Source organism: Flavobacterium sp. RSSB_23 (genome assembly GCF_051547145.1).
Lineage (GTDB): Bacteria > Bacteroidota > Bacteroidia > Flavobacteriales > Flavobacteriaceae > Flavobacterium.
In genome coordinates this window covers 313,872-334,576 of sequence record NZ_JBPTTO010000002.1, presented here as the reverse complement: position 1 = coordinate 334,576, position 20,705 = coordinate 313,872, and the positions used below count along the sequence as shown (strand labels likewise).

The 20,705-nt window shown below is 33.5% G+C and carries 15 protein-coding genes; 13 read left to right on the top strand and 2 right to left on the bottom strand.

Annotation, left to right across the window (positions count from 1 at the left end):
• Positions 1 to 159 precede the first annotated feature (159 nt).
• The 4 genes from ACSVH9_RS04970 to ACSVH9_RS04955 all read left to right on the top strand — a co-directional run bounded on the left by ACSVH9_RS04970 (position 160) and on the right by ACSVH9_RS04955 (position 5,526).
• Positions 160 to 1,851, top strand: coding sequence for a ribulokinase (locus ACSVH9_RS04970; RefSeq protein ID WP_438062744.1), 1,692 nt, complete (start codon positions 160 to 162; stop codon positions 1,849 to 1,851).
• The gene (locus ACSVH9_RS04965) at positions 1,835 to 2,536 is read left to right on the top strand and encodes an L-ribulose-5-phosphate 4-epimerase (protein ID WP_342691594.1); all 702 of its coding nucleotides are present in this window, start codon (positions 1,835 to 1,837) and stop codon (positions 2,534 to 2,536) included. The genes ACSVH9_RS04970 and ACSVH9_RS04965 overlap by 17 nt, the downstream gene beginning before the upstream one ends.
• 94 nt (positions 2,537 to 2,630) lie before the next feature.
• Positions 2,631 to 4,139: an L-arabinose isomerase gene (araA, locus tag ACSVH9_RS04960; RefSeq protein ID WP_438062743.1), complete on the top strand. Its 1,509-nt coding sequence runs from the start codon at positions 2,631 to 2,633 to the stop codon at positions 4,137 to 4,139.
• Between the two features lie 199 nt (positions 4,140 to 4,338).
• Positions 4,339 to 5,526, top strand: a complete 1,188-nt coding sequence (locus ACSVH9_RS04955; RefSeq protein ID WP_438062742.1) for an aldose epimerase family protein — start codon at positions 4,339 to 4,341, stop codon at positions 5,524 to 5,526.
• Positions 5,527 to 5,902: 376 nt separating this feature from the next.
• Here the strand turns inward: ACSVH9_RS04955 and ACSVH9_RS04950 are convergent, their stop codons facing one another.
• Positions 5,903 to 7,822, bottom strand: coding sequence for a glycoside hydrolase family 97 catalytic domain-containing protein (locus ACSVH9_RS04950; protein ID WP_438062741.1), 1,920 nt, complete (start codon positions 7,820 to 7,822; stop codon positions 5,903 to 5,905).
• 319 nt (positions 7,823 to 8,141) lie between these two features.
• On the opposite strand from ACSVH9_RS04950, the gene ACSVH9_RS04945 reads away from it, so the two are divergent.
• The 6 genes from ACSVH9_RS04945 to ACSVH9_RS04920 all read left to right on the top strand — a co-directional run bounded on the left by ACSVH9_RS04945 (position 8,142) and on the right by ACSVH9_RS04920 (position 14,845).
• Positions 8,142 to 9,395, top strand: a complete 1,254-nt coding sequence (locus ACSVH9_RS04945; protein WP_438062740.1) for a phage integrase SAM-like domain-containing protein — start codon at positions 8,142 to 8,144, stop codon at positions 9,393 to 9,395.
• Positions 9,392 to 10,696: a hypothetical protein gene (locus tag ACSVH9_RS04940; protein ID WP_438062739.1), complete on the top strand. Its 1,305-nt coding sequence runs from the start codon at positions 9,392 to 9,394 to the stop codon at positions 10,694 to 10,696. Before ACSVH9_RS04945 ends, ACSVH9_RS04940 begins: the two co-directional genes overlap by 4 nt.
• Before the next feature lie 125 nt (positions 10,697 to 10,821).
• On the top strand, positions 10,822 to 11,115 hold the full coding sequence (locus ACSVH9_RS04935; RefSeq protein WP_438062738.1) for a helix-turn-helix domain-containing protein: 294 nt from the start codon (positions 10,822 to 10,824) through the stop codon (positions 11,113 to 11,115).
• A 112-nt stretch (positions 11,116 to 11,227) separates the two neighbouring features.
• Positions 11,228 to 12,442, top strand: coding sequence for a primase-helicase family protein (locus tag ACSVH9_RS04930; RefSeq protein ID WP_438062737.1), 1,215 nt, complete (start codon positions 11,228 to 11,230; stop codon positions 12,440 to 12,442).
• Positions 12,443 to 13,193: 751 nt separating this feature from the next.
• Positions 13,194 to 13,529 carry a plasmid mobilization relaxosome protein MobC gene (mobC, locus tag ACSVH9_RS04925; protein WP_438062736.1) on the top strand — a complete coding sequence of 112 codons (336 nt, stop codon included), beginning with the start codon at positions 13,194 to 13,196 and terminating at the stop codon, positions 13,527 to 13,529.
• Positions 13,526 to 14,845, top strand: coding sequence for a relaxase/mobilization nuclease domain-containing protein (locus tag ACSVH9_RS04920; protein ID WP_438062735.1), 1,320 nt, complete (start codon positions 13,526 to 13,528; stop codon positions 14,843 to 14,845). Before mobC ends, ACSVH9_RS04920 begins: the two co-directional genes overlap by 4 nt.
• Positions 14,846 to 14,883: 38 nt before the next feature.
• On the opposite strand, the gene ACSVH9_RS04915 is transcribed toward ACSVH9_RS04920, so the two are convergent.
• Positions 14,884 to 15,183 carry a hypothetical protein gene (locus ACSVH9_RS04915; protein WP_438062734.1) on the bottom strand — a complete coding sequence of 100 codons (300 nt, stop codon included), beginning with the start codon at positions 15,181 to 15,183 and terminating at the stop codon, positions 14,884 to 14,886.
• A gap of 418 nt (positions 15,184 to 15,601) precedes the next feature.
• Here ACSVH9_RS04915 and ACSVH9_RS04910 point away from each other — a divergent pair, with 418 nt between their 5' ends.
• The 3 genes from ACSVH9_RS04910 to ACSVH9_RS04900 are packed head-to-tail and all read left to right on the top strand — an operon-like array spanning position 15,602 to position 20,705.
• Positions 15,602 to 18,304, top strand: a complete 2,703-nt coding sequence (locus ACSVH9_RS04910; protein WP_438062733.1) for a class I SAM-dependent DNA methyltransferase — start codon at positions 15,602 to 15,604, stop codon at positions 18,302 to 18,304.
• Complete coding sequence (locus ACSVH9_RS04905) at positions 18,304 to 19,809, top strand: P-loop NTPase fold protein (RefSeq protein ID WP_438062732.1); 1,506 nt, start codon at positions 18,304 to 18,306, stop codon at positions 19,807 to 19,809. The genes ACSVH9_RS04910 and ACSVH9_RS04905 overlap by 1 nt, the downstream gene beginning before the upstream one ends.
• Before the next feature lie 59 nt (positions 19,810 to 19,868).
• Positions 19,869 to 20,705: a hypothetical protein gene (locus tag ACSVH9_RS04900; protein ID WP_438062731.1), complete on the top strand. Its 837-nt coding sequence runs from the start codon at positions 19,869 to 19,871 to the stop codon at positions 20,703 to 20,705.

The window sequence follows — 20,705 nt, the reverse complement described above, 5'->3', positions numbered from 1 at the left end:
ATCAAAGAGTAGGTTATAAAAAGCATACGCTTTACCTCCAAAAACGTTGATTTACTTAGCATTTAATAAAAAGATAATCGTCACAAATTATTAAGTGTTTATTGTACACTTATAAAATAAAAAAGAGTATATTTGTTATCAGATTTAAAGAATATGACAATGAAAAACTATGTAATAGGTCTTGATTATGGAACAGATTCTGTTCGTGCAGTATTGATTGATACTGATAACGGGCAAGAAATAGCGTCTAATGTTCATTATTATCAAAGATGGAAAAACAAACAATATTGTAACGCTGCAATCAACCAATTTCGCCAACATCCTTTGGATCATATCGAAGGATTAGAAAACACTATAAAACAAGTAGTTGCTTCAGGAAATGTATCGCCTTCACAAATCAAAAGTATTTGCATTGACACCACAGGTTCTTCACCAATTCCAGTAGCTCAAGACGGGACTCCTCTTGCGCTTACCAAAGGTTTTGAGGAAAATCCTAATGCGATGATGATTCTCTGGAAAGACCACACTGCCATAAACGAAGCCAACGAAATCAATGAACTAGCAGCCAACTGGGGAGGAGAAAATTTCACCAAATACGAAGGGGGAATTTATTCTTCGGAATGGTTTTGGGCCAAAATTTTACACATTGCTCGTCAAGATGAAGCCGTAAAAAATGCCACCTATACTTGGATGGAACATTGTGATTTGATGACTTATTTACTAATTGATTCCAAAGATTTAAAAACATTCAAACGCTCTCGTTGTGCCGCCGGACATAAAGCCATGTGGCACGAAGACTGGAACGGCCTTCCTCCAGAAGACTTCTTGGCAAAATTAGATCCCTATTTGGCGTCATTGAGAGGGAAACTCTACGACGAAACCTATACTTCGGATATAGTAGCTGGAAATCTAAGTCAAGAATGGGCAACTCGATTGGGACTTACCACTGATACGCTCATTGCGGTAGGAACTTTTGATGCGCATTCGGGAGCAGTAGGTGCAAAAATCGAAGAACATACTTTGGTACGCGTTATGGGAACCTCAACTTGTGATATCATTGTAGATACCAAGGCATCAATAGGAACCAAAACAGTTCGTGGCATTTGCGGACAAGTAGATGGCTCTGTAATCCCAGGATTTATTGGGCTAGAAGCAGGACAATCTGCCTTTGGTGACTTATTGGCTTGGTACAAAGAATTACTAATGTGGCCTACAGAAAAAGTGTTGGCCTCTTCTACCCTTTTGACAGCAGCTCAAAAAGATGCACTAAGAACAGAAATCAGTGACAAACTTATTATAGAACTAACTACCGAAGCAGAAAAAATTCCATTATCAGAAAGTGTGCCCATTGCTTTAGATTGGATTAACGGAAGAAGAACTCCCGATGCCAATCAAGAATTGAAAAGTGCGCTATCCAATTTATCATTGGGTACCAAAGCCCCACATTTATTTAAATCATTAGTGAATGCCATCTGTTTTGGTTCTAAAAAAATTGTAGATCGCTTTGAAGAAGAAGGTGTGAAAATCAATAGCGTTATCGGTATTGGTGGTGTAGCAAGAAAATCGCCTTTTATCATGCAAACTTTGGCAAATGTGCTGAACAAACCCATCAAAGTGGCTGCTTCAGATCAAACTCCAGCTTTGGGTGCCGCCATTTATGCCGCTGTTGCCGCAGGTATTTACCCCAACGTAATCGAAGCCAGTCAAAAAATGGGAAGCGATTTCGAAAGCGAATATTTACCACAGCTAGACAAAGTGGCCGCTTACAATAAACTGCTATTAGCCTACGAACAATTAAGTCAATTTGCCGATCCATCTCTAAAAAATCAACACTATGAGCACGCTATATAAAGACCTAAAACAAGAATGCTATGAAGCAAATATGCAGCTGAATGCTTTGAACTTGGTCGTTTACACTTTTGGCAATGTAAGTGCGGTAGATCGAGAAAAAGGGGTTTTTGCCATCAAACCAAGCGGTGTGCCTTACGAAGACTTAAAACCCGAAGATATGGTGATACTTGACTTTGACAACAATATCATCGAAGGAACTATGCGTCCGTCATCGGACACCAAAACGCATGCTTATTTATATAAAAACTGGCCTAACATTGGCGGAGTAGCGCATACCCACGCAACTTACTCTGTAGCCTGGGCTCAATCGCAACTCGATATTCCGATTTTTGGAACCACTCACGCGGATCATTTAACGGCTGACATTCCTTGTGCGCCACCAATGGCCGATTCACTTATTGAAGGAAATTACGAACACAATACAGGAATCCAAATTTTGGATTGTTTCAAAGAAAAAAACCTTTCTTATGAAGAAGTGGAAATGGTATTGATAGGCAACCACGGACCTTTTGCTTGGGGAAAAAACGCTGCCAAAGCGGTTTACAACAGCAAAGTACTTGAAGTAGTTGCCGAAATGGCGTATCTGACTTTACAAATCAACCCAAACGCCCCTAGATTGAAGGATTCTTTAATCAAAAAACATTACGAGCGCAAGCACGGAAAAGATTCGTATTACGGTCAGTAATTTTAGTGTAAGGTTTCTTTGGTTTACAGTTGTTTAAACTAAAACAAACCTTTAAACAATTTTAAACTTTAAACAATTTTAAAAAAATATTATAATGATAGATATCTCTCAAAAAGAAATTTGGTTTGTAGTAGGAAGCCAAGAATTATATGGTGAAGAAACCCTGAGAAAAGTAGCCGAACATTCACAAATTATTGCAAAAGGACTAGATGCTTCTGCAAAATTACCTGTTAAATTAATTTATAAAGATGTTGTAAAATCTCCTGCACAAATTACGAATGTGTGCTTAGAAGCGAATACCAACAAAAACTGTATTGGAATCATCGCTTGGATGCATACCTTCTCTCCAGCCAAAATGTGGATTGGTGGTTTGAGTATTTTGAACAAACCTTTATGCCATTTACACACTCAATTCAATGCTGAAATCCCTTGGGCTAGTATTGATATGGATTTCATGAACTTGAACCAATCCGCTCATGGAGACCGAGAGTTTGGATTTATCATGTCTAGAATGCGTAAAAAACGTAAAGTTGTGGTAGGTCATTGGGAAGACGAAAGAGTACAAACCAAATTAGGCAATTGGACAAGAGTAGCCTTAGGCTGGAATGAATTACAAAACCTAAAAGTGGCTCGTATTGGCGACAATATGCGAGAAGTTGCCGTTACGGAAGGAGATAAAGTAGAAGCTCAAATACGTTTTGGCGTATCTGTAAATGGTTTTGATTCATCGGATGTAACCAAACATATCGAGAAAGTAACCGACAAACAACTGAACGATTTATTGGCGGTTTATGAAGCTTCTTATATTTTGACTCCTTCTTTGAAAGAAGGTGGAGCACAAAGACAATCACTAGTAGATGCTGCAAAAATAGAATTAGGACTAAGAGCTTTCTTGGAAGAAGGTGGTTTTGGAGCCTTTACGGATACGTTTGAAAATTTAGGCGTTTGGAAACAATTACCTGGAATTGCAACCCAACGTTTGATGGCCGATGGTTACGGCTTTGGTGGCGAGGGTGATTGGAAAACAGCGGCAATGGTAAGAGCGTTGAAAGTTATGAATGTAGGCCTTGAAGGAGGAACCTCGTTTATGGAAGATTATACCTACCACTTTACTCCACAAAAATCGTATGTTTTAGGATCACATATGTTAGAAATTTGTCCGTCTATTGCAGATGGAAAACCTTCTTGTGAAGTACATCCGTTAGGAATTGGCGGGAAAGAAGATCCAGCGCGTTTGGTGTTCAATTCTCCAGCTGGCGATGCCATCAATGTATCTTTGGTAGATATGGGCACTCGTTTTAGATTGATTGTAAACGAAGTAACGGCTGTAAAACCAATGGCTGATTTACCAAAACTTCCTGTGGCGCGTGTCGTGTGGGATTGTAAACCAAACCTTGATATTGCAGCTACGGCTTGGATTCTTGCTGGTGGGGCGCATCATACGGTTTATAGCCAAGCGGTAACTACCGAGTTTATGGAAGATTTTGCAGATATTGCTGGCATCGAATTATTGGTAATTGATGAAAAAACAACAATAAGAGACTTTAAAGACAAGCTTAATGCTAATGAAGCATACTTTCATTTGTTTCAACATGGCTTGTAAAAAGAAAAAAGTGTAGGTTAGCACTGTATGCGTGAGTGATGGCAGTGGAGCTCTTTTTTTGATTCCGTTTTTTCGGAATCAAAAAAAAGCGGGAACGTACAGCACGACCCTCTGTCTCGTCTTTTCCGACGAGACTGAGGGGCACGCCCAACAAAAATTTTTGTTTATAGTTATTTCTAAAAACCAAAAAAACAAATATATGAATCTAGTAAAACGTTGTATTTATGGAATTTCCATTTTAAGTTTAGCGAGTATGAATGTGCAATGCAAAGGAGAAAAAAAAACAGATGCAGCGGAAACTGCACTTGAAACAAAAGCTACAGATGCTGTGTCTATAGCCAAAACAGTATATGGTACAACAGATAAAGGGGTACAAATAGACCGCTATACACTGAAAAACCAAAAAGGAATGGAAGTTGACATCATCACTTATGGTGGAATTATTTCTTCCCTAAAAGTGCCTAACAAAGCGGGGAAATCCGAGGAAGTGGTGCTTGGTTTTAATTCATTGGAACAATACATGAAGCCCAATCCGTATTTTGGAGCCCTTATCGGAAGATATGGCAACCGTATTGCAAAAGGTAAATTTACTTTGGATGGAAAACAATATTCCTTGGCAATCAACAACACCCCAAATGCCTTACACGGAGGTCCTGAAGGTTTTCACCGAGTGGTTTGGACTGCCGAAGAAGCCAAAGGTGGCGATACTGCTTCGCTAAAATTGAAGTATTTAGCCAAAGATATGGAAGAAGGTTATCCTGGCAACTTGACGGTTTTTGTAACCTATACTTTAAATAAAGACAATGCTTTGGATGTTTTGTATGAAGCCACTACCGATAAAAAAACGATTGTAAACCTAACACAACATTCGTATTTCAATCTGTCTGCTGATTTTTCTAAGCCTATTTTAGACCATGAAATCATGATTGATGCAGACAAATTGGTACCTGTAGCAGCAACTTTGATTCCAACTGGACAGTTGATGGATGTTACCAATACTCCATTTGACTTTAGAAAACCAAAATTGGTTGGTGCAGCAATAGAAGCCAAAAACGAACAATTGAAAAACGGATTGGGTTATGACCATTGCTGGGTCTTGAACAACCAAAACAAAGGAGAACGATTAGTAGCCTCAGCTTATCATGCTACAAGCGGAAGAGTAGTAGAAGTGTACACAGACCAACCTGGAATTCAATTCTACTCTGGTAACTTTTTGGATGGAACTTTGCCAATGAGAAACGGCGGTACCTATGCACATAGAACTGGTTTTTGCTTGGAAACACAACATTATCCAGATTCGCCGAATCAAAAAGATTTTCCAACAACAGTCTTAAATCCTGGGGAAAACTATAAAACAAAAACCACTTTTAAGTTTTCGGTTAAATAATAAAATAAATAATCTGGGTTCGATAAGTAAAGTTGATTTTTTGAATACATCTATTTAGTAAATACAATCATCGAAATCAGAACAACCTATCAAAAAAAACCCTAACTAATTATAGATTGAATTTTTCTACACATAAATAAGTCAACTGGTTATTGCTTGTAATTATGGTATTAGTTAGTACCCCGAGAGTTATACTTTCGGGGTTTTTTATTGAGTTAAAATCTATTTTCTATCAAAGAAGTTCGTTACTATTTTAAGCAAAAATTGGTTGGTTCCCATTCAAAACCAAAACATATTCATAGGAACATTTGCTAAGATAGTGAAGAAAACCAACCAAACTTATTCGTTATCACAAACTACAAAATCCTGATAGCCATTATATTTTTACCACAAATCCGCCGTTGGGCTGTATGGTTACCGAAAGTGGCTTTGCCTTAGCAACAGGAAGCTTTTCAAAACCATTCACACCATCAGTAATCAAAAAGCCGTTTGTTTGGGTTACAAATGACAAATCGATTGTTATTGTTTTGGCTACGTTTTCGGCATTGATGCCTACAATATGCCAGATGTTATTTTTCTTTCTTGCCATTACGATATACTTGCCAGGATAGCCCTCAATAAATTTGGAGTCCTCCCAATTCGTTGGTATATCTTTTAAATAATCCACAACATAACTAGGCATTTTGGCCATTCCTTCAGGAATTTCGGCTATGTGTTGAATTCCAGACAAGAACAAAACTGGAAGTGCGAGTTCAAAGGCAGGAGTTGTTTTACGCGTAATTCCGGGTATAGCATCGAGAACCATAGGAGTAAAATCCATAGGGTCAAAAACATTACGTGTAAAAGGAATGGTAGCACAATGTGTAGGCTGTTTGTCGGCATCGGGTTGTCCAAAAGTAATAAACTCCTCCCCTTTGATGGCCTCTGTAGTCAACAAGTGAGGATAGGTACGCTGCCAACCTCTAGGAAGTGTCGCACCGTGAAAATTAACCAACAATTGGTATTTGGCTGTAGCATTCAGTAGTTCGTGATAATAAGCAATCATCGATTGGCCGTCGCCTCCAAAGAAATCTATTTTGACTCCCGCAATGCCTATTTCTTTCAACCTTCCAAATTCTGCAGCCCTACTTTCTGGCGTCAAGAGTTTACTTTTAGGATGGTATTCTGTTCCGTTCCAACTCCCAGAAGAATTGTACCAAACCAGTAATTTTACTTTCTTGGTTTTTCCATATTCAACCAATTCTTTGAGTTTATCAACTCCAATTCGGGTATCCCAATCAGCATCTATCAAACAGTAAGGCCAATTCATACTCGCCGCATAATCTATAAACTGACGCGTAATAGCATAATTAACCGATTCGTCTTTCAACAGCACCCAACTCCATGAAGCTAGTCCTCCTTTTATGAAAGAAGTATCCATTTTGATAGCTGGTTCGGCCAAATCGGTTCCCAAAGTACTTTCAGTAATTGTGCTTAAAGTACCAATAGTTATGATACGCCAAGGAGTGCGCCAAGGCAAAACAGATTCAGGTTGTAGCGCACCATTAGGAAAAACTTCTTGTTTTTGAGGAAAAGTAACCTGCAATGCATGTGCATTGTCGTTATAAACCAATCTTGAACCACAGTATTTATCGTGTAGTCCAGTTTCTGAAAGCAATACCCATGCTGCATTGGTTTCAAAAAGTGCTGGATACACCCATCCTTCGCCTATCTCTGGTTGAGTAAGTATAGGAACTCCCATGGCATAATGTTCCTCGTAAGAGGGGTTGGTTTCTTTCCATCCCGTCTTGGCCTTGGCCATGGGTTGCAACCAAGCTTTGGTAGTAGAATCGAAATTGTAGGTCGTTTTTTCTTCAATTATTTTTTTAATATCCTTAGAATGGGAAGGAAAATAATAACGAAAAGCCACTCCATCTTTCGAAAGTTGAAAAATGATGTCCATCGGTTCGCCTTTAGAATTTACAAGACTTACAATGTATTGATTGGCAGAATAAGAAATATCTTTTCGCTTGCCCTGAAGCATGGTATAATGATCATTTACTTTTTTAGCCCTAGAAATTGCAACAACTTTTAAATCCGAGTAAAAATTGGCATCTTCACGGATAATGCCTAGTTGCGAGGTATTGATCACCAATTTATTTTTGTAGAAAACCCGATAAACAGCTGTTTTTTCAGGAGACAACTCAAACGCAACTTCGATAGTTTTATCAGCGTTGACCAAAATATGAGGACTGGATTTCACCGTAAACGAAGTGAAAAACAACAGTACTATTCCTAAAGTGAGAACTTGTTTCATTTTTTAAGTGTTTTTATTACACTTACAAGTTTACAACAAAAAAAGGAGTTAAAATAGCGATTGGCTCTAAAATTTAGAAGGTTGATTGTGTTTTATTTAGAAAAAAGTCTTAAAAACAAAAAAACCGCTTCTTTCGAAGCGGTTTTGTACCCGGAGCCGGAGTACAATACTTTTAAAATCAAATTAAATCAATTTTAACATACTATACAGTAAATAAAGTCATTATTTTATCAATTTAAAAAAGGTTAAATATATTTTATTCTATTTTTTGTCCCCTAAATAGTCCCCTATTTAATAAACTTTATTAGATTTGTATACTATGCAATCAAAATTTTATTTAAGAACGGACAAGATGACTAAAGAAGGTTTGTATCCAATTCGGATGGATATAACCTTTAATTCAATTAGATTAAGAAAACAAATACCAGATATCAAGGTAAGTGAGAAGCATTGGAAAGTAAAAGAACAAAGGATTAAACCAAATCTTAAAAATGAAGACTATAATAACCACATAGAATTCAACAAAAAGCTTGATGATCTTGACAACAAGGTAAAAGAGATCTTTAGATATATCTATACTAACGATCTCAAACCAACCAAAGAGCTAATTGAATCAAAAATGAATGGAGAGGTAATAAATCACACCTATTCCTTTTTTGACTCATTTGAAGAATATCTTGAAATTAGTAAAAGCTCAAAGGCTGCCAATACAATCAAGAACTACACTACTTGCAAAAACTTCTTGAAAAATTACGAAGAGTTCTCTGGAACAAAATTGCATTTCGAAATGATCAATTATCACTTCTATGAGGAATTTAGGGATTATTGTTTCGGCGAAAAAGACACATTGAATAACTATTTCGGGAAGCTTATATCTACTTTAAAAACATTTATGGATTGGGCATTCAATAGAAATTACACCACAAATATTCAGTATAAAAAATTTGAAGCAGTTCAAGATGATATTGATATTATATGCTTAACAGTTGAAGAACTTCTACACCTATACAATTATGATTTTGAATCAAACAGATTAAATCACGTCAGAGATGTCTTCTGTTTTGGGTGTTTTACTGGATACCGTTTTTCAGATATTTTTGATCTTAAACCTTCAAATATTTTCGAAAACCATATTAAAAAAACCTTAGTAAAAACCCAAACCATTGATCATATTACTCCCTTGACACCTTATTCAAAAAATATTTTATTTAAATATAAGGGTACTATACATGAACCATTACCTGTAATTTCCTCTCAAAAATTCAATGAGTATCTCAAAGAGTGTTGTGAAGTGGCAAAAATAAACACTCCAACCACAATCACTCGTTTTATAGGAAAAAGAAAAATTGAAAAAACAGTTCCAAAACATAAATTGATCACATCTCATACAGCTCGTAAAACATTTATTACTAGTTCTTTGGTATTAGGAATGTCTGAAGTCGCAGTCAAAAAAATCTCGAACCATAAAAAAGACGAACATTTCAGAAAATATGTAAACGTAGCTCAGTCCTATTTAAATGATGAAATGGATAAAGGGTGGGGAAAATTTGAATCAAAAAATAAAAATGTATGAATATAGTTCAGCATACTGACGAAGAATTTAATGTGTTTTATTACAGTTTAAAAAATAAATTTAAAACCACTTCAAAAGTAAAATCAATTAAAAGTGACCAATTTGAATACTATTCCAAATCTGTCAACTTAAAAATTGATTCTTGTTTTGAAACCATCTTTAGACAAAGATTTAATTCATCATTGTTTCATTATTACAAACAAGTTTTTTATGAAGTTAAAGATGAAAATGAAAGGAACTTCAAAATCATATCCCAAGTAATAGACAACTTTTATGATACTTTAAATTACTATTACACAGAAATTACCGAATCAAGATATTTCTATTTTCTAAAACCATTAACTATTGAGAAAAAATTAGGCTTTCAAAAGGGAGATAATAAATTTAAAAACTTCGTAATTAAACTTATACTACATGAAATGAGATTTGAAGATGGAAATTTCATTCTCTTAGACGAAACTTATGGAACAATAATTAATGTCTTAATAGCAGAATGTGTAAAAAATATTAGACACGAAATGATTCAAAATACGCTTGATTTAGATTGTAATGATTTAATAAACGACATCAATAAACTTGAAATAGAAAAAAATATAGGGCAATTTGATTTTCTTGACACGTCTTTAAATCTATTGAGAATACTTAAAGCTGATATTAAAGACAAATATGAAGAGTTAAAAAGAATTAATCAGCCACAACTTTACATTAAAAGTGAAAACAACGATTTCACAGACATCAACAACAACACCTTTCAACGTACAACCAACAATAACAACTATACCGATCCACAAAATAAAAATAGAAATCTTCCAAAAAATGCATTTGAAAAAAAAGAAACTAATCGCAAATTAAAAATTGAATTCAGCCCAATTAAATTTAGTAAATTGATGACTATTTTTTTCGAAAATGCGGGAATTCAGATCGATCCTGAAAAGAAAAATAGAATTAACCGTTTTATACTTAACACAATAGAATTTGATAAAAAAAAGTATACTAGATTCAATGGATCGCCGTCAATAGAAACAATCAACTTTTTCAACAAAGACAAAGCTACAATTTTAAAATTTTGTGCTTTACTAAAAGTCCTTATTGAAGAGGGGAAAATGAAAAAAATATCAGACTTAGCATTAGAAAAATTATTAATAATTGAACTTAAAGATCTTAATGAAGACGATATCGGTATAAGTACAAATTTACGAAATAAAATCAGAGATGTCCTTAAATTCTTAAAGAAGGAAGACCTTGCAAAGTATGCAGGTTTCAAAAACTGCATAGAAATAAAAACGATTATAATGTCCTGAAAACCATATTAATAAGAATGTTTTTGTTTGCAAAAATAAATGCATTGTAGCCTAGAATCTAAGTTTAACCAAACTTTGTCAAATCAAATTTAAACTGATTTAACTTAATTTAAACTTAGATTATTATGGCTAAAGTATTGTACGCTTACGACGAAAAAGACGTCGAACAAATTATTTTTTCAGCAATTAATAAAAGTCTGAAAAGAAACGGGAATGCATTACTATCTACATTTGAAGATAACGATGCAAAACTTACTCAATCCCAAGCAGCAAAATTTATAGGGGTATCGGTTCCTACCCTAATCGGCTATCGAGAAGAAAGAGGGCTCCCTTATGAAAGAATCGGCAAGCCGGTCTATTATTACAAAAAAGATTTGCTTGCATTTAGTCGTCGCCAGAACGAAATCAAGAAAAAATAAAGTCAACTATAGAACGGTACTTCTATAGTTGACTTTTTTTGTTTAACACAATTCTATATTTAGAACTGACCCCTTTTGATAGTTCAAATATACAGAAAAACCTAATTTGTATATGAAAGAAAAATATTTACGGATAGGCACCGCCTATTATAAAACATCACTATATCCTTTATCCTCGAATGACTCAGTCGAAATTTTAGTAAACTGGTCAGCAGAGTTTATTAGGCAAGACCACGGTAAAGATGCACTTTCTGAAATTGAAAAATTTGATGGCTTTATTTGCATTCCAGAGCATCGAAGAGAGCTTTATAATAGAAAAGTACTGAACTATTATAACACCTATCACCCAATCAGTAAATCCCCTTCTGAAGGTGACTTTACAAGTACATTAAGTTTTCTAAAACATATTTTTGGAGAACAACTTGAACTTGGATTTGATTATTTACAATTAATTTATTTAAAACCAACCCAAATTTTACCAATTCTATGCTTGGTTTCTAGAGAGCGTTCAACAGGTAAGTCCAGTTTTCTAAAGTGGCTAAAGGAAATTTTTGAATACAATTTAACTTTTTTAACCAACAGTGATTTTACTTCAAATTTTAATAGTGATTGGACATCAAAACTACTAATCTGCATTGATGAAGTACTGTTTAAAACCGATGAACTAACTGAACGTATTAAATACCTTTCAACGACAAATACCCACAAGACTGAAGCCAAGGGAAAAGACAAAAAAGAATCCGCCTTTTTTGGCAAATTCATCCTCTGTTCGAATAATGAAACTTCATTTGTAAAAATTGATGCTGATGAAATTAGATTTTGGGTGATTAAAGTGAATCGTTACCAGAAAGAGGATGTCCATCTGCTGGCAAAACTAATTGCTGAGATACCCGCATTTTTACAATTTCTAACAAATAGAAAACTTTCAACTGAGAACCAATCCAGAATGTGGTTTACACCAGAGCAAATCAAAACTAGTGCATTATTAAAATTAGTAAGGCATAATTCGAATCAAATAGAAAGAGAGGTAGCTAATGTTTTAATGAACACAATGGAAAGTTTAGACATTGAAACATTAGACTTTTGTTTTTCTGATTTATTAAACATTTTAAACAAGTTTAAAATTAAATATGATGCTGCGGAAGTAAAAAACGTAATCCGGAAAAATTGGAAATTAGAGCAAGCCAAAAACTCAAATCAATATCAAAAAGTGAGTATTAGCAGCGACCTCGATTTTTACCAAAATTTAACTAAGGGACGCTACTACACAATATCCCGTAAATTTTTATCTGATTTTAATGATGACTTGATGACAACATACGATTAAGTCAAACATCAATGGGCCTATCATTTTCATCACTTTGTCATCAAAAAATAAAGTGATGATATGATGAAAAAAGGATGACATACGAACCTTTACCATTACTAAGACATCTATACTTTTTCATCAATTCATCACTTTTTTTCTTTTTTAAACCTTTTAAATAAAAACATAATGAATAAAAACCAAGCACGGGAAATACCAATTGAAAAAATGCTTCTAAATTTTAACTACGAACCCATTTCATCTAATCAAAATGAATAAACCATATGTATTAAACTATACCAAAACTTGTTTTTTTTCCTTTAAGCTTAAAGGAAAGAAAAGTATATCTGGTAAATTCTACTTTGTTTATTCCTCATTTCTATAACTTTTACAATTAGATAATATTGAAATATAAAAATGTTGAAATGTTGAAATGTTGAAATATTGGAATGTTGAAATATTAAAATGTCGAAATATTGAAATATGGAAATGTGAAAATATATAAATGTGAAAATATATAAATGTGAAAATATATAAATGTGAGAATATTGAACCTACCTAATTAGTTTATTAATAATAAAATAGCTAATTATAAAATATATAAATCAATCTCTTAGTTGAAATCCTACCATTTCGGAATTTCAATTTAAACTAATCAATTGATAAATAAAAATAGATAGCAAGGTATGTTTTTTCGCACAAAAAAACCTTGTCAAAAACGAAACAAAAAAAAACTCTCGTAAACTCGAGTTTTATAACAAATTTAAATTATATGAAAAATAAAGGTGGAGCTCCAAAGAAAAGCGATAATAACAAATTAAAATATCGCAAAATTATTTCGTTTAATAAATCTGAATTAGATATGTTGACGGAGAAAGGAATAACAGATGCCAAGACATTAAAGACTATTGTCCTTAATTCATTATCCGGACGAAAAATTGAATTAAAGACCAACAAGGATCCCGAATTCATCTATATCCTCAATAAAACAGCCGTCAACATAAATCAGATCGCAAGAAAAATTAATAGCACTAATCAACTGTCTGGTAGCGATATGAAAAAATATTTTTCGTTGATTGATGAATTACAAACTCTGCTCACTTTATGATCGCCAATATTACACAATCGTCAACGCTTGCACCGTTGTTAAGATACAACAACAATAAAGTGCATGCGCAAGAAGCCATCGTACTTGATATCGCTAATATTTTTAAGTTTGATTTAAAATTAGCCCAGTGTATTATAGATGCTTATGGAAATAACCCAAAGAGTAACCGAAAAGATAAGTTCCTTCATGTATCATTAAACTTTCTGCCAATAGATAATGCGGTTTTGACAGATGCTATTTTGAAAAAGCTTGCTAGCGAGTATCTTATCGGGATCGGATTTGATGAAGATCATCCCTATGTGGTGTATAAACACGATGATACTCAGCATCCCCATATTCATATCGTTACTTCGAAACTAAACATGAATGGGAAATGTATAGCTAAGGCAAATGATTACAGACAATCCCAAAGAGTAACACGTTCATTAGAGGAAAAATACAATCTAACTCGAGTAAGCTCCGTGAAATCAGAAAAGCAAACTATTAAAGATCGAGAAATTTTATTTAAAGGTAATGTTTCTTTAAAAGAAAGAATTGATATCCATATAAAACATGCACTTGAAACACTTTATGTACAAAGTTTTAGTGAGTTAGTTTCGTATTTAAACAGCTATCATTTAGATGTTCAGACAATTACAATATCAGATAAGCTAGATGGCAAACCTATTGTTCATGAAGGATTAGTCTACAATTATTTAACACCTGATTTTAAACAAAATCAAAAGGGAATAAAAGCAAGCAAACTGAATCTAAATCCGACTATGAAAAACCTGGAACAGATATTTATAAAAAATGCTGAAATTCATTCAAATCAAAAAAAGCACACTAAAAAAGTACTTGATAGTATATTTTCAAAATATGATCAGGTTACTCTGAGCGATCTACAAGCAATCTTGTTGGCGAATAATATCAAGCTTAACTTTAAAAAGGACTACGTTGGAAAGCTAGTAGGTGTTTCATTTACTGACACAAAGATTGGTTTAAAAATTACAGGAGAGAGCATTAGTAAAAAATATACCGCAAGGAAAATAACATTACTGATTGGTGAAAAAACGATGTTCAAATCTGTTGATAGAAAATATGCCTCAAGCCCGGAAAAAGCGAATAAAGTATATGTTATCCCTACTAATGGTTCACCTAAGCAAACAACTAATGAGTTAAAATCCGAAATTAATCTCGATAAAAGCTTAGACGATTGTTCTTTTGAAGTATTCGAGACACAACAAAGCGAAGCCATACAAAATGATGATGCAATTTCTGATGTAGACAGAAAGAAAAAATTCAATCCTTTTATGAGGCGAAAACGCAGATTGTAAAAATAAACGGAGTTGGTATTAATCAACTCCGTTTTTTGCTATTCTTTCAATGTATAAATAAAATCTAGTAGGCCATTCTCATCATAAACCCATTCAACTTTTATTGTGATTTCTTTTTTTCCTGCTCTTACTCCTTCACAATAGGCAGCTATAAATGGAGTAACGCCGTCAATTACTGTAATAGAGTTGTTTGCTTTTTTTGAAGCTTTCGATTTTCTTTTTAATTCTAAGACGGCAGGATTGATTTTTTGCTCTCCATCTTCATGAATAAATAAATTAATTTGAGGTTCGTCTGGTGTAAAATGATTTTTAGTTTTAGTAGATTCAAAATTTTCCATAATAAATAAAATTAATAGTCCGTCCCAAAGATAAACAATATTAACCAATTTTAACTTACAAAAAAATTAGTGGCTTTTCTAAAAATTCACAATGACAATATTCAATCTAAATCCAAATCTAGCTTAATAATTTCAAATAAACAGCGTAAATTCAATACTAAGTAAATCACAAGGTCTAAATCGAATAACATTCAACTTTACAAATCGTTTTGTTAAGAAAAATAGAATAACATTTCATAAATTTACCCTAAATTACATTTTAGTAAATTGTAAATAAAATAAATCAAACTTTCTAGAGATTCCCGTTAGCTTCAGAAAAGTTGACCAATTCAAATAGTTGCTGAGAGGTCTTAACTATTTAAAAGAAAACTTGTCTCAAGTTTAAAATCTAAGAAGATCGTAAAATAAACTACAAAAAATGAACATCGCCCAAATAGAAGAAAACCTTCAAAAGCTGCTACAAAATTACACCCAAGATACTTTCATTTATGAATGGCTGTTAGCCTACGGTTTACCAAAATCTTCTATTGCGAGATTAAAAACGGGAAATTTAAACCTTTCTAAAATTGAGGGCGAAATCTCCTGGAAGAAAAAAGTGTTTTTTAAACCGGTGTTCCATCAGGATTTGCATCAGGCCATTAACGACATAAAAACAACACTCAAACAAGACCAACGTTTTGTTATCGTGACCGATTTCAAAACACTATTGGCTATTGATACCAAAACAGCAGACAGTCTGGATATTGAGTTTACTGCCTTACCCAAACATTTCGATTTCTTTTTACCGTGGGCAGGAATGGAAAAAGCGCAACATAAAAATGAAAACCCAGCCGATGTAAGAGCTGCCGATAAAATGGCAAAGCTTTTTGACGAAATCAAGAAAGACAATCCCGACAATTCCCCCGAATTCATTCACGGGCTAAATGTATTTCTTTCGCGCCTATTATTTTGCTATTTCGCTGAAGACACTGGAATTTTCGATAAAAATTTATTTACCCATTCCATACAAAACCACACCCAAACAGACGGAAGCGATTTAAGCAGCTATCTCGACAAGTTGTTTACCGTGATGAATACCCCAAGCACGGACAAGTCGCGACTTGTCCTCCCGGATTATCTTCAAAAATTTCCCTACGTAAACGGTGGCTTGTTTAAAGACAATCACAACGCCCCAATTTTTACCAGACGTTCACGTCAAGCAATAATCGATGCCGGCGAATTGTTTTGGCGCGATATCAACCCCGATATTTTTGGCTCCATGTTTCAAGCCGTTATTTCGGTAGACCAGCGCGGGAGTTTAGGACAACATTATACCTCTGTACCCAATATTATGAAGGTCATAGAACCTTTGTTCTTGAACGATTTATACCAAGAATTTGAAAACGCCAAAGGCAATCTCAAAAAATTAAACGCTTTGTTGCAGCGCCTATGGAAAATAAAAGTCTTTGATCCCGCTTGTGGGAGCGGCAACTTCCTGATTATTGCCTACAAAGAACTACGAAGACTAGAAATGTTTATTTTTAAGGAAATTGATACCGTAAACCAAACCTATACGACTCAATATTCTGGCATTTCCTTAAACAATTTTTACGGTATAGAGTTAGACGATTTTGCTCACGAAATCGCCATACTCTCGCTTTGGTTGGCAGAACACCAAATGAACCAAGAGTTTTTTGCAGCATTTGGTCGCACCAAACCCGCTTTACCCTTACAGCAAACAGGCTCAATTGTACACGGTAATGCCACTAGAGTAGATTGGGAAACCGTATGCCCTAAAAATGAAAATGACGAAATCTATATTTTAGGAAATCCTCCGTATTTAGGAAGCAGTATGCAAAATGCCGAACAAAAAGAAGATATGGCTCTTGTTTTTAAAGGATTTAAGAATTATAAAAATTTAGATTATATAGCGGCATGGTTTATAAAAGGAGCCAATTATATACAAAATCACAATGCACAATTTGCTTTTGTTTCGACCAATTCAATTTGCCAGGGTGAGCAAGTAGCCTTATTATGGCCTACTTTTTTTGACAAAAATTTAGAAATAGGTTTTGCCCATACTTCATTTAAATGGAATAATAATGCTAAAGCAAATGCTGGAGTGATTGTTATTATTGTTGGTTTAAGAAATGAAACAAAAAAAGAAAAACTGATTTTTTATGATGGTATTTCGAAAACGGTTACAAATATAAACCCATATCTCTCAATTGGTAAAAATATTGTTCTTCCACGACGAGCAAATCCTATCAGTCAAATTTCTCCCATGATATATGGAAATAAATCAACTGACGATGGGAATTTGTTTTTAAGCAAAGATCAAATGGCAGAATTGATTCAATTTTTTCCAGAATCACAAAAATTTATAAAAAAGTTGATTGGGTCTATTGAATTAATTAGGAGTTTAGAAAGATATTGTTTGTGGATAGAAGATAAGGATGTTGAGGATGCTAGGAAAATACCACCTATAAATGATAGGTTGAATAACATTACTTTATTTAGAAAGTCGAGTATTGCAGAATCTACTAGAGAATATGCAATTTTTCCGAACAGATTCAGACAAATAACACATTGCGATTCAAATTGTATTATAATACCACGGGTTTCGTCGGAAAGAAGAGAATATATTCCAATTGGATTTTATGATCATAATACAGTAGTACTTGATTCTGCACAAGTAATTTATAATCCTGAAAACTTTGTTTTTGGAATTATATCATCTAAAATGCATACTATATGGATAAAGGCTGTTTGTGGAAAACTAAAAAATGATTATCGTTATTCCTCATCACTAGGTTACAATAATTTTCCCTTCCCTTCAATTTCAGAATCCCAAAAAGAAGAACTTACGCAATGTGTTTTTAGGATATTAGAAGAACGGGAAAACCATTCCGAGAAAACCTTGGCGCAACTCTACGACCCAGATAAAATGCCCGAGGGTTTGCGTGAAGCCCACCGCCTCAACGATTTGGCAGTAGAACGTTGTTACCGCTCCAAACCTTTTGAAAGCGATGAAGAACGATTAGAATACCTTTTCAAACTCTATGAAAAAATGATTGCGGAGGAGAAAGAAAAAGATACATTGTTTGCAAAGGAGAAGAAAACAAAGAAAAGTAAAGCCTAATGGAAGTAGCCACTCAAAATATTAAAATAGAAACAAACGAACTTTTAAATAAGTTTAAGCATCATTTAGGCATTGAAAACAATAAAAGAATTCTTTTTTCGGGACCATTTGGCACCGGAAAATCTACTTTTTTAAATGAGTTTTCTGAAATCGAAAAGGAAAATTTTTTCTATCTTAAAATATTTCCGGTTAATTATTCCGTATCCAAAAATGAAGATGTTTTCGAGTTGATAAAATTCGATTTATTAATGCAGTTGATGGGAAATTATTATGAAGAAATTAAATTAGAAAAGGAAGATTTTACATTATTGCTAAAAAGTCAGTTGTTTATAATGGAGCGTATGAAATTTATGCCACTCTTATATGCGATACTTGGATTTAGTGAAAAAATAGGTGCACCAATTGTTAATTTTATTAAAGCACTAGGACAAACGGTTGGAGATTTCAATAAATTCAGTAGTGACTTAAAAATTGACGAGGAAAATGGCATTACAGCTTTTCTGGAATCTATCCAACAAAAGTCAGGAAGCCACCATGAAATGGATGCGGTTTCGGAATTGATTTTTGATTTAATAGGACGAATCAAAACGAAGTATCCTAAAAAAAAATCCGTATTAATCATTGATGATTTAGACAGACTGGATCCAGAGCATATTTTTAGACTCTTTAATATTTTTAGTGCACATTCTCATGAAAAAGATGGAGAAAACAAATTTGGTTTTGACATGGTTATTTTTGTTTGTGATATCGAAAATATTCGAAAAATATTTCATCATAAATACGGTCAAGGCGTTGACTTTTCAGGGTATATAGACAAGTTTTATTCTATAGTCCCTTTTGATTTTAACAATAGAATGTACATCAAAGCCAAAACAGGAGAATTACTAAGAGAGATTCGATTTTCTAGTGATTATTTACAACAAACTTATAATTTTTACAGAAATACTCGTTTTTTTACAACGTTTAAAGCGCTGACTCTATCCCTTATTGAAGCGCGATTGTTAAATTTAAGGATGCTGATTCAGTACCCAGTTCTTAATGTCCCTGAATTTTACATTGGCAATGGTAAAAACTCAGTTGATAGCCCATTAATCGTATTATTTTATTTACTCAAAAACTTTTATTGCTCTTTTGATATTTTACAAATGAAAATAATTGAAATGAAAGAAAAATTTGACACAGAAACATTCCTATCAAATCACGAAAATCAATATATGGTCAATAATGAAGGTGAAATAAAAAACTTAATTTCTTATTGTCTTTCATATCTATTACCTGATGAAAAAGCAAATGAGGATAATACAAAAGAACCTAAAACTTTTTTTTTAGAAAAATACAATTGTACATTTCATTACAATGGATTTGGAAACAATTATGACCTATTTTATAATTACATTAAATCAACTAGAGGGAACAGCCCCAATACTGAACCCATCAAATTAAATCCTTATCAAATTTTATCGGACACCTTTGAAATTTGCAATAAACGGGGATTGTTAAGGTAGGATTCAATTGAAAACTATTAGTTAGTTAATATTTAGTAATTTAAAAATAGGAAAAGACTATGATAAAAAGAAATTATTATTCTGTTCGTACTGGAAAGCTTACTCCTGATAGCACAATTAATTTTGACGTTTTAAAGCAACTTTTTTTAATGTCATATAAAATCCTTGAAAAAGCTGGGTATTTTCAAAAATATTTCGGCGTTGATTGTTCTGATGGATTTATTGAAGGGCAAATAGGTGAAAACATAGACGCCTATGTATTTATAAATCTTAGAAAAGAAAATTTATTTCCAATAGAGACGAAACTTAAAGATTATAATGAAGATGATTTTTTTGACGTTTTAGAATTCTTGTATGATCATTGTTCAAAAGGCTTGAACGGATATTATCACAATTGGAACAATTGTGGTTACCATTATGATGAATTTAATGATTTGGAGGGGCAAAAATATTTTAGAGAAACTATGAATCCTATTTTGAGAGATTATAAAAATGGATTTGAAATTTCAGAAAAAGGAGAAATTTTAATTTTATCAGATAATGGGCTCTCTAATTTATTTGAAGCAGATATTCCAACAAATGATGCTGATAATATTTCTAATAAGATAAATGCTGCAATAGTAAAATTTAGGCGCCATAAATCAACATTAGATGATAGAAAAGATGCGATTAGAGAATTAGCGGATGTACTAGAATTCTTGCGACCAGAAATAAAAAAGCATTTGGATAAAAAAGATGAAAACGACATTTTCAATATTGCCAATGGTTTTGGAATAAGACATCATAATCTTAGTCAAAAAACTAATTATGATAAAGCAATATGGTATAGCTGGATATTCTATTATTATTTGGCAACATTACACGCGGTATTGAGGATTAGCAAGATAAAACCATAA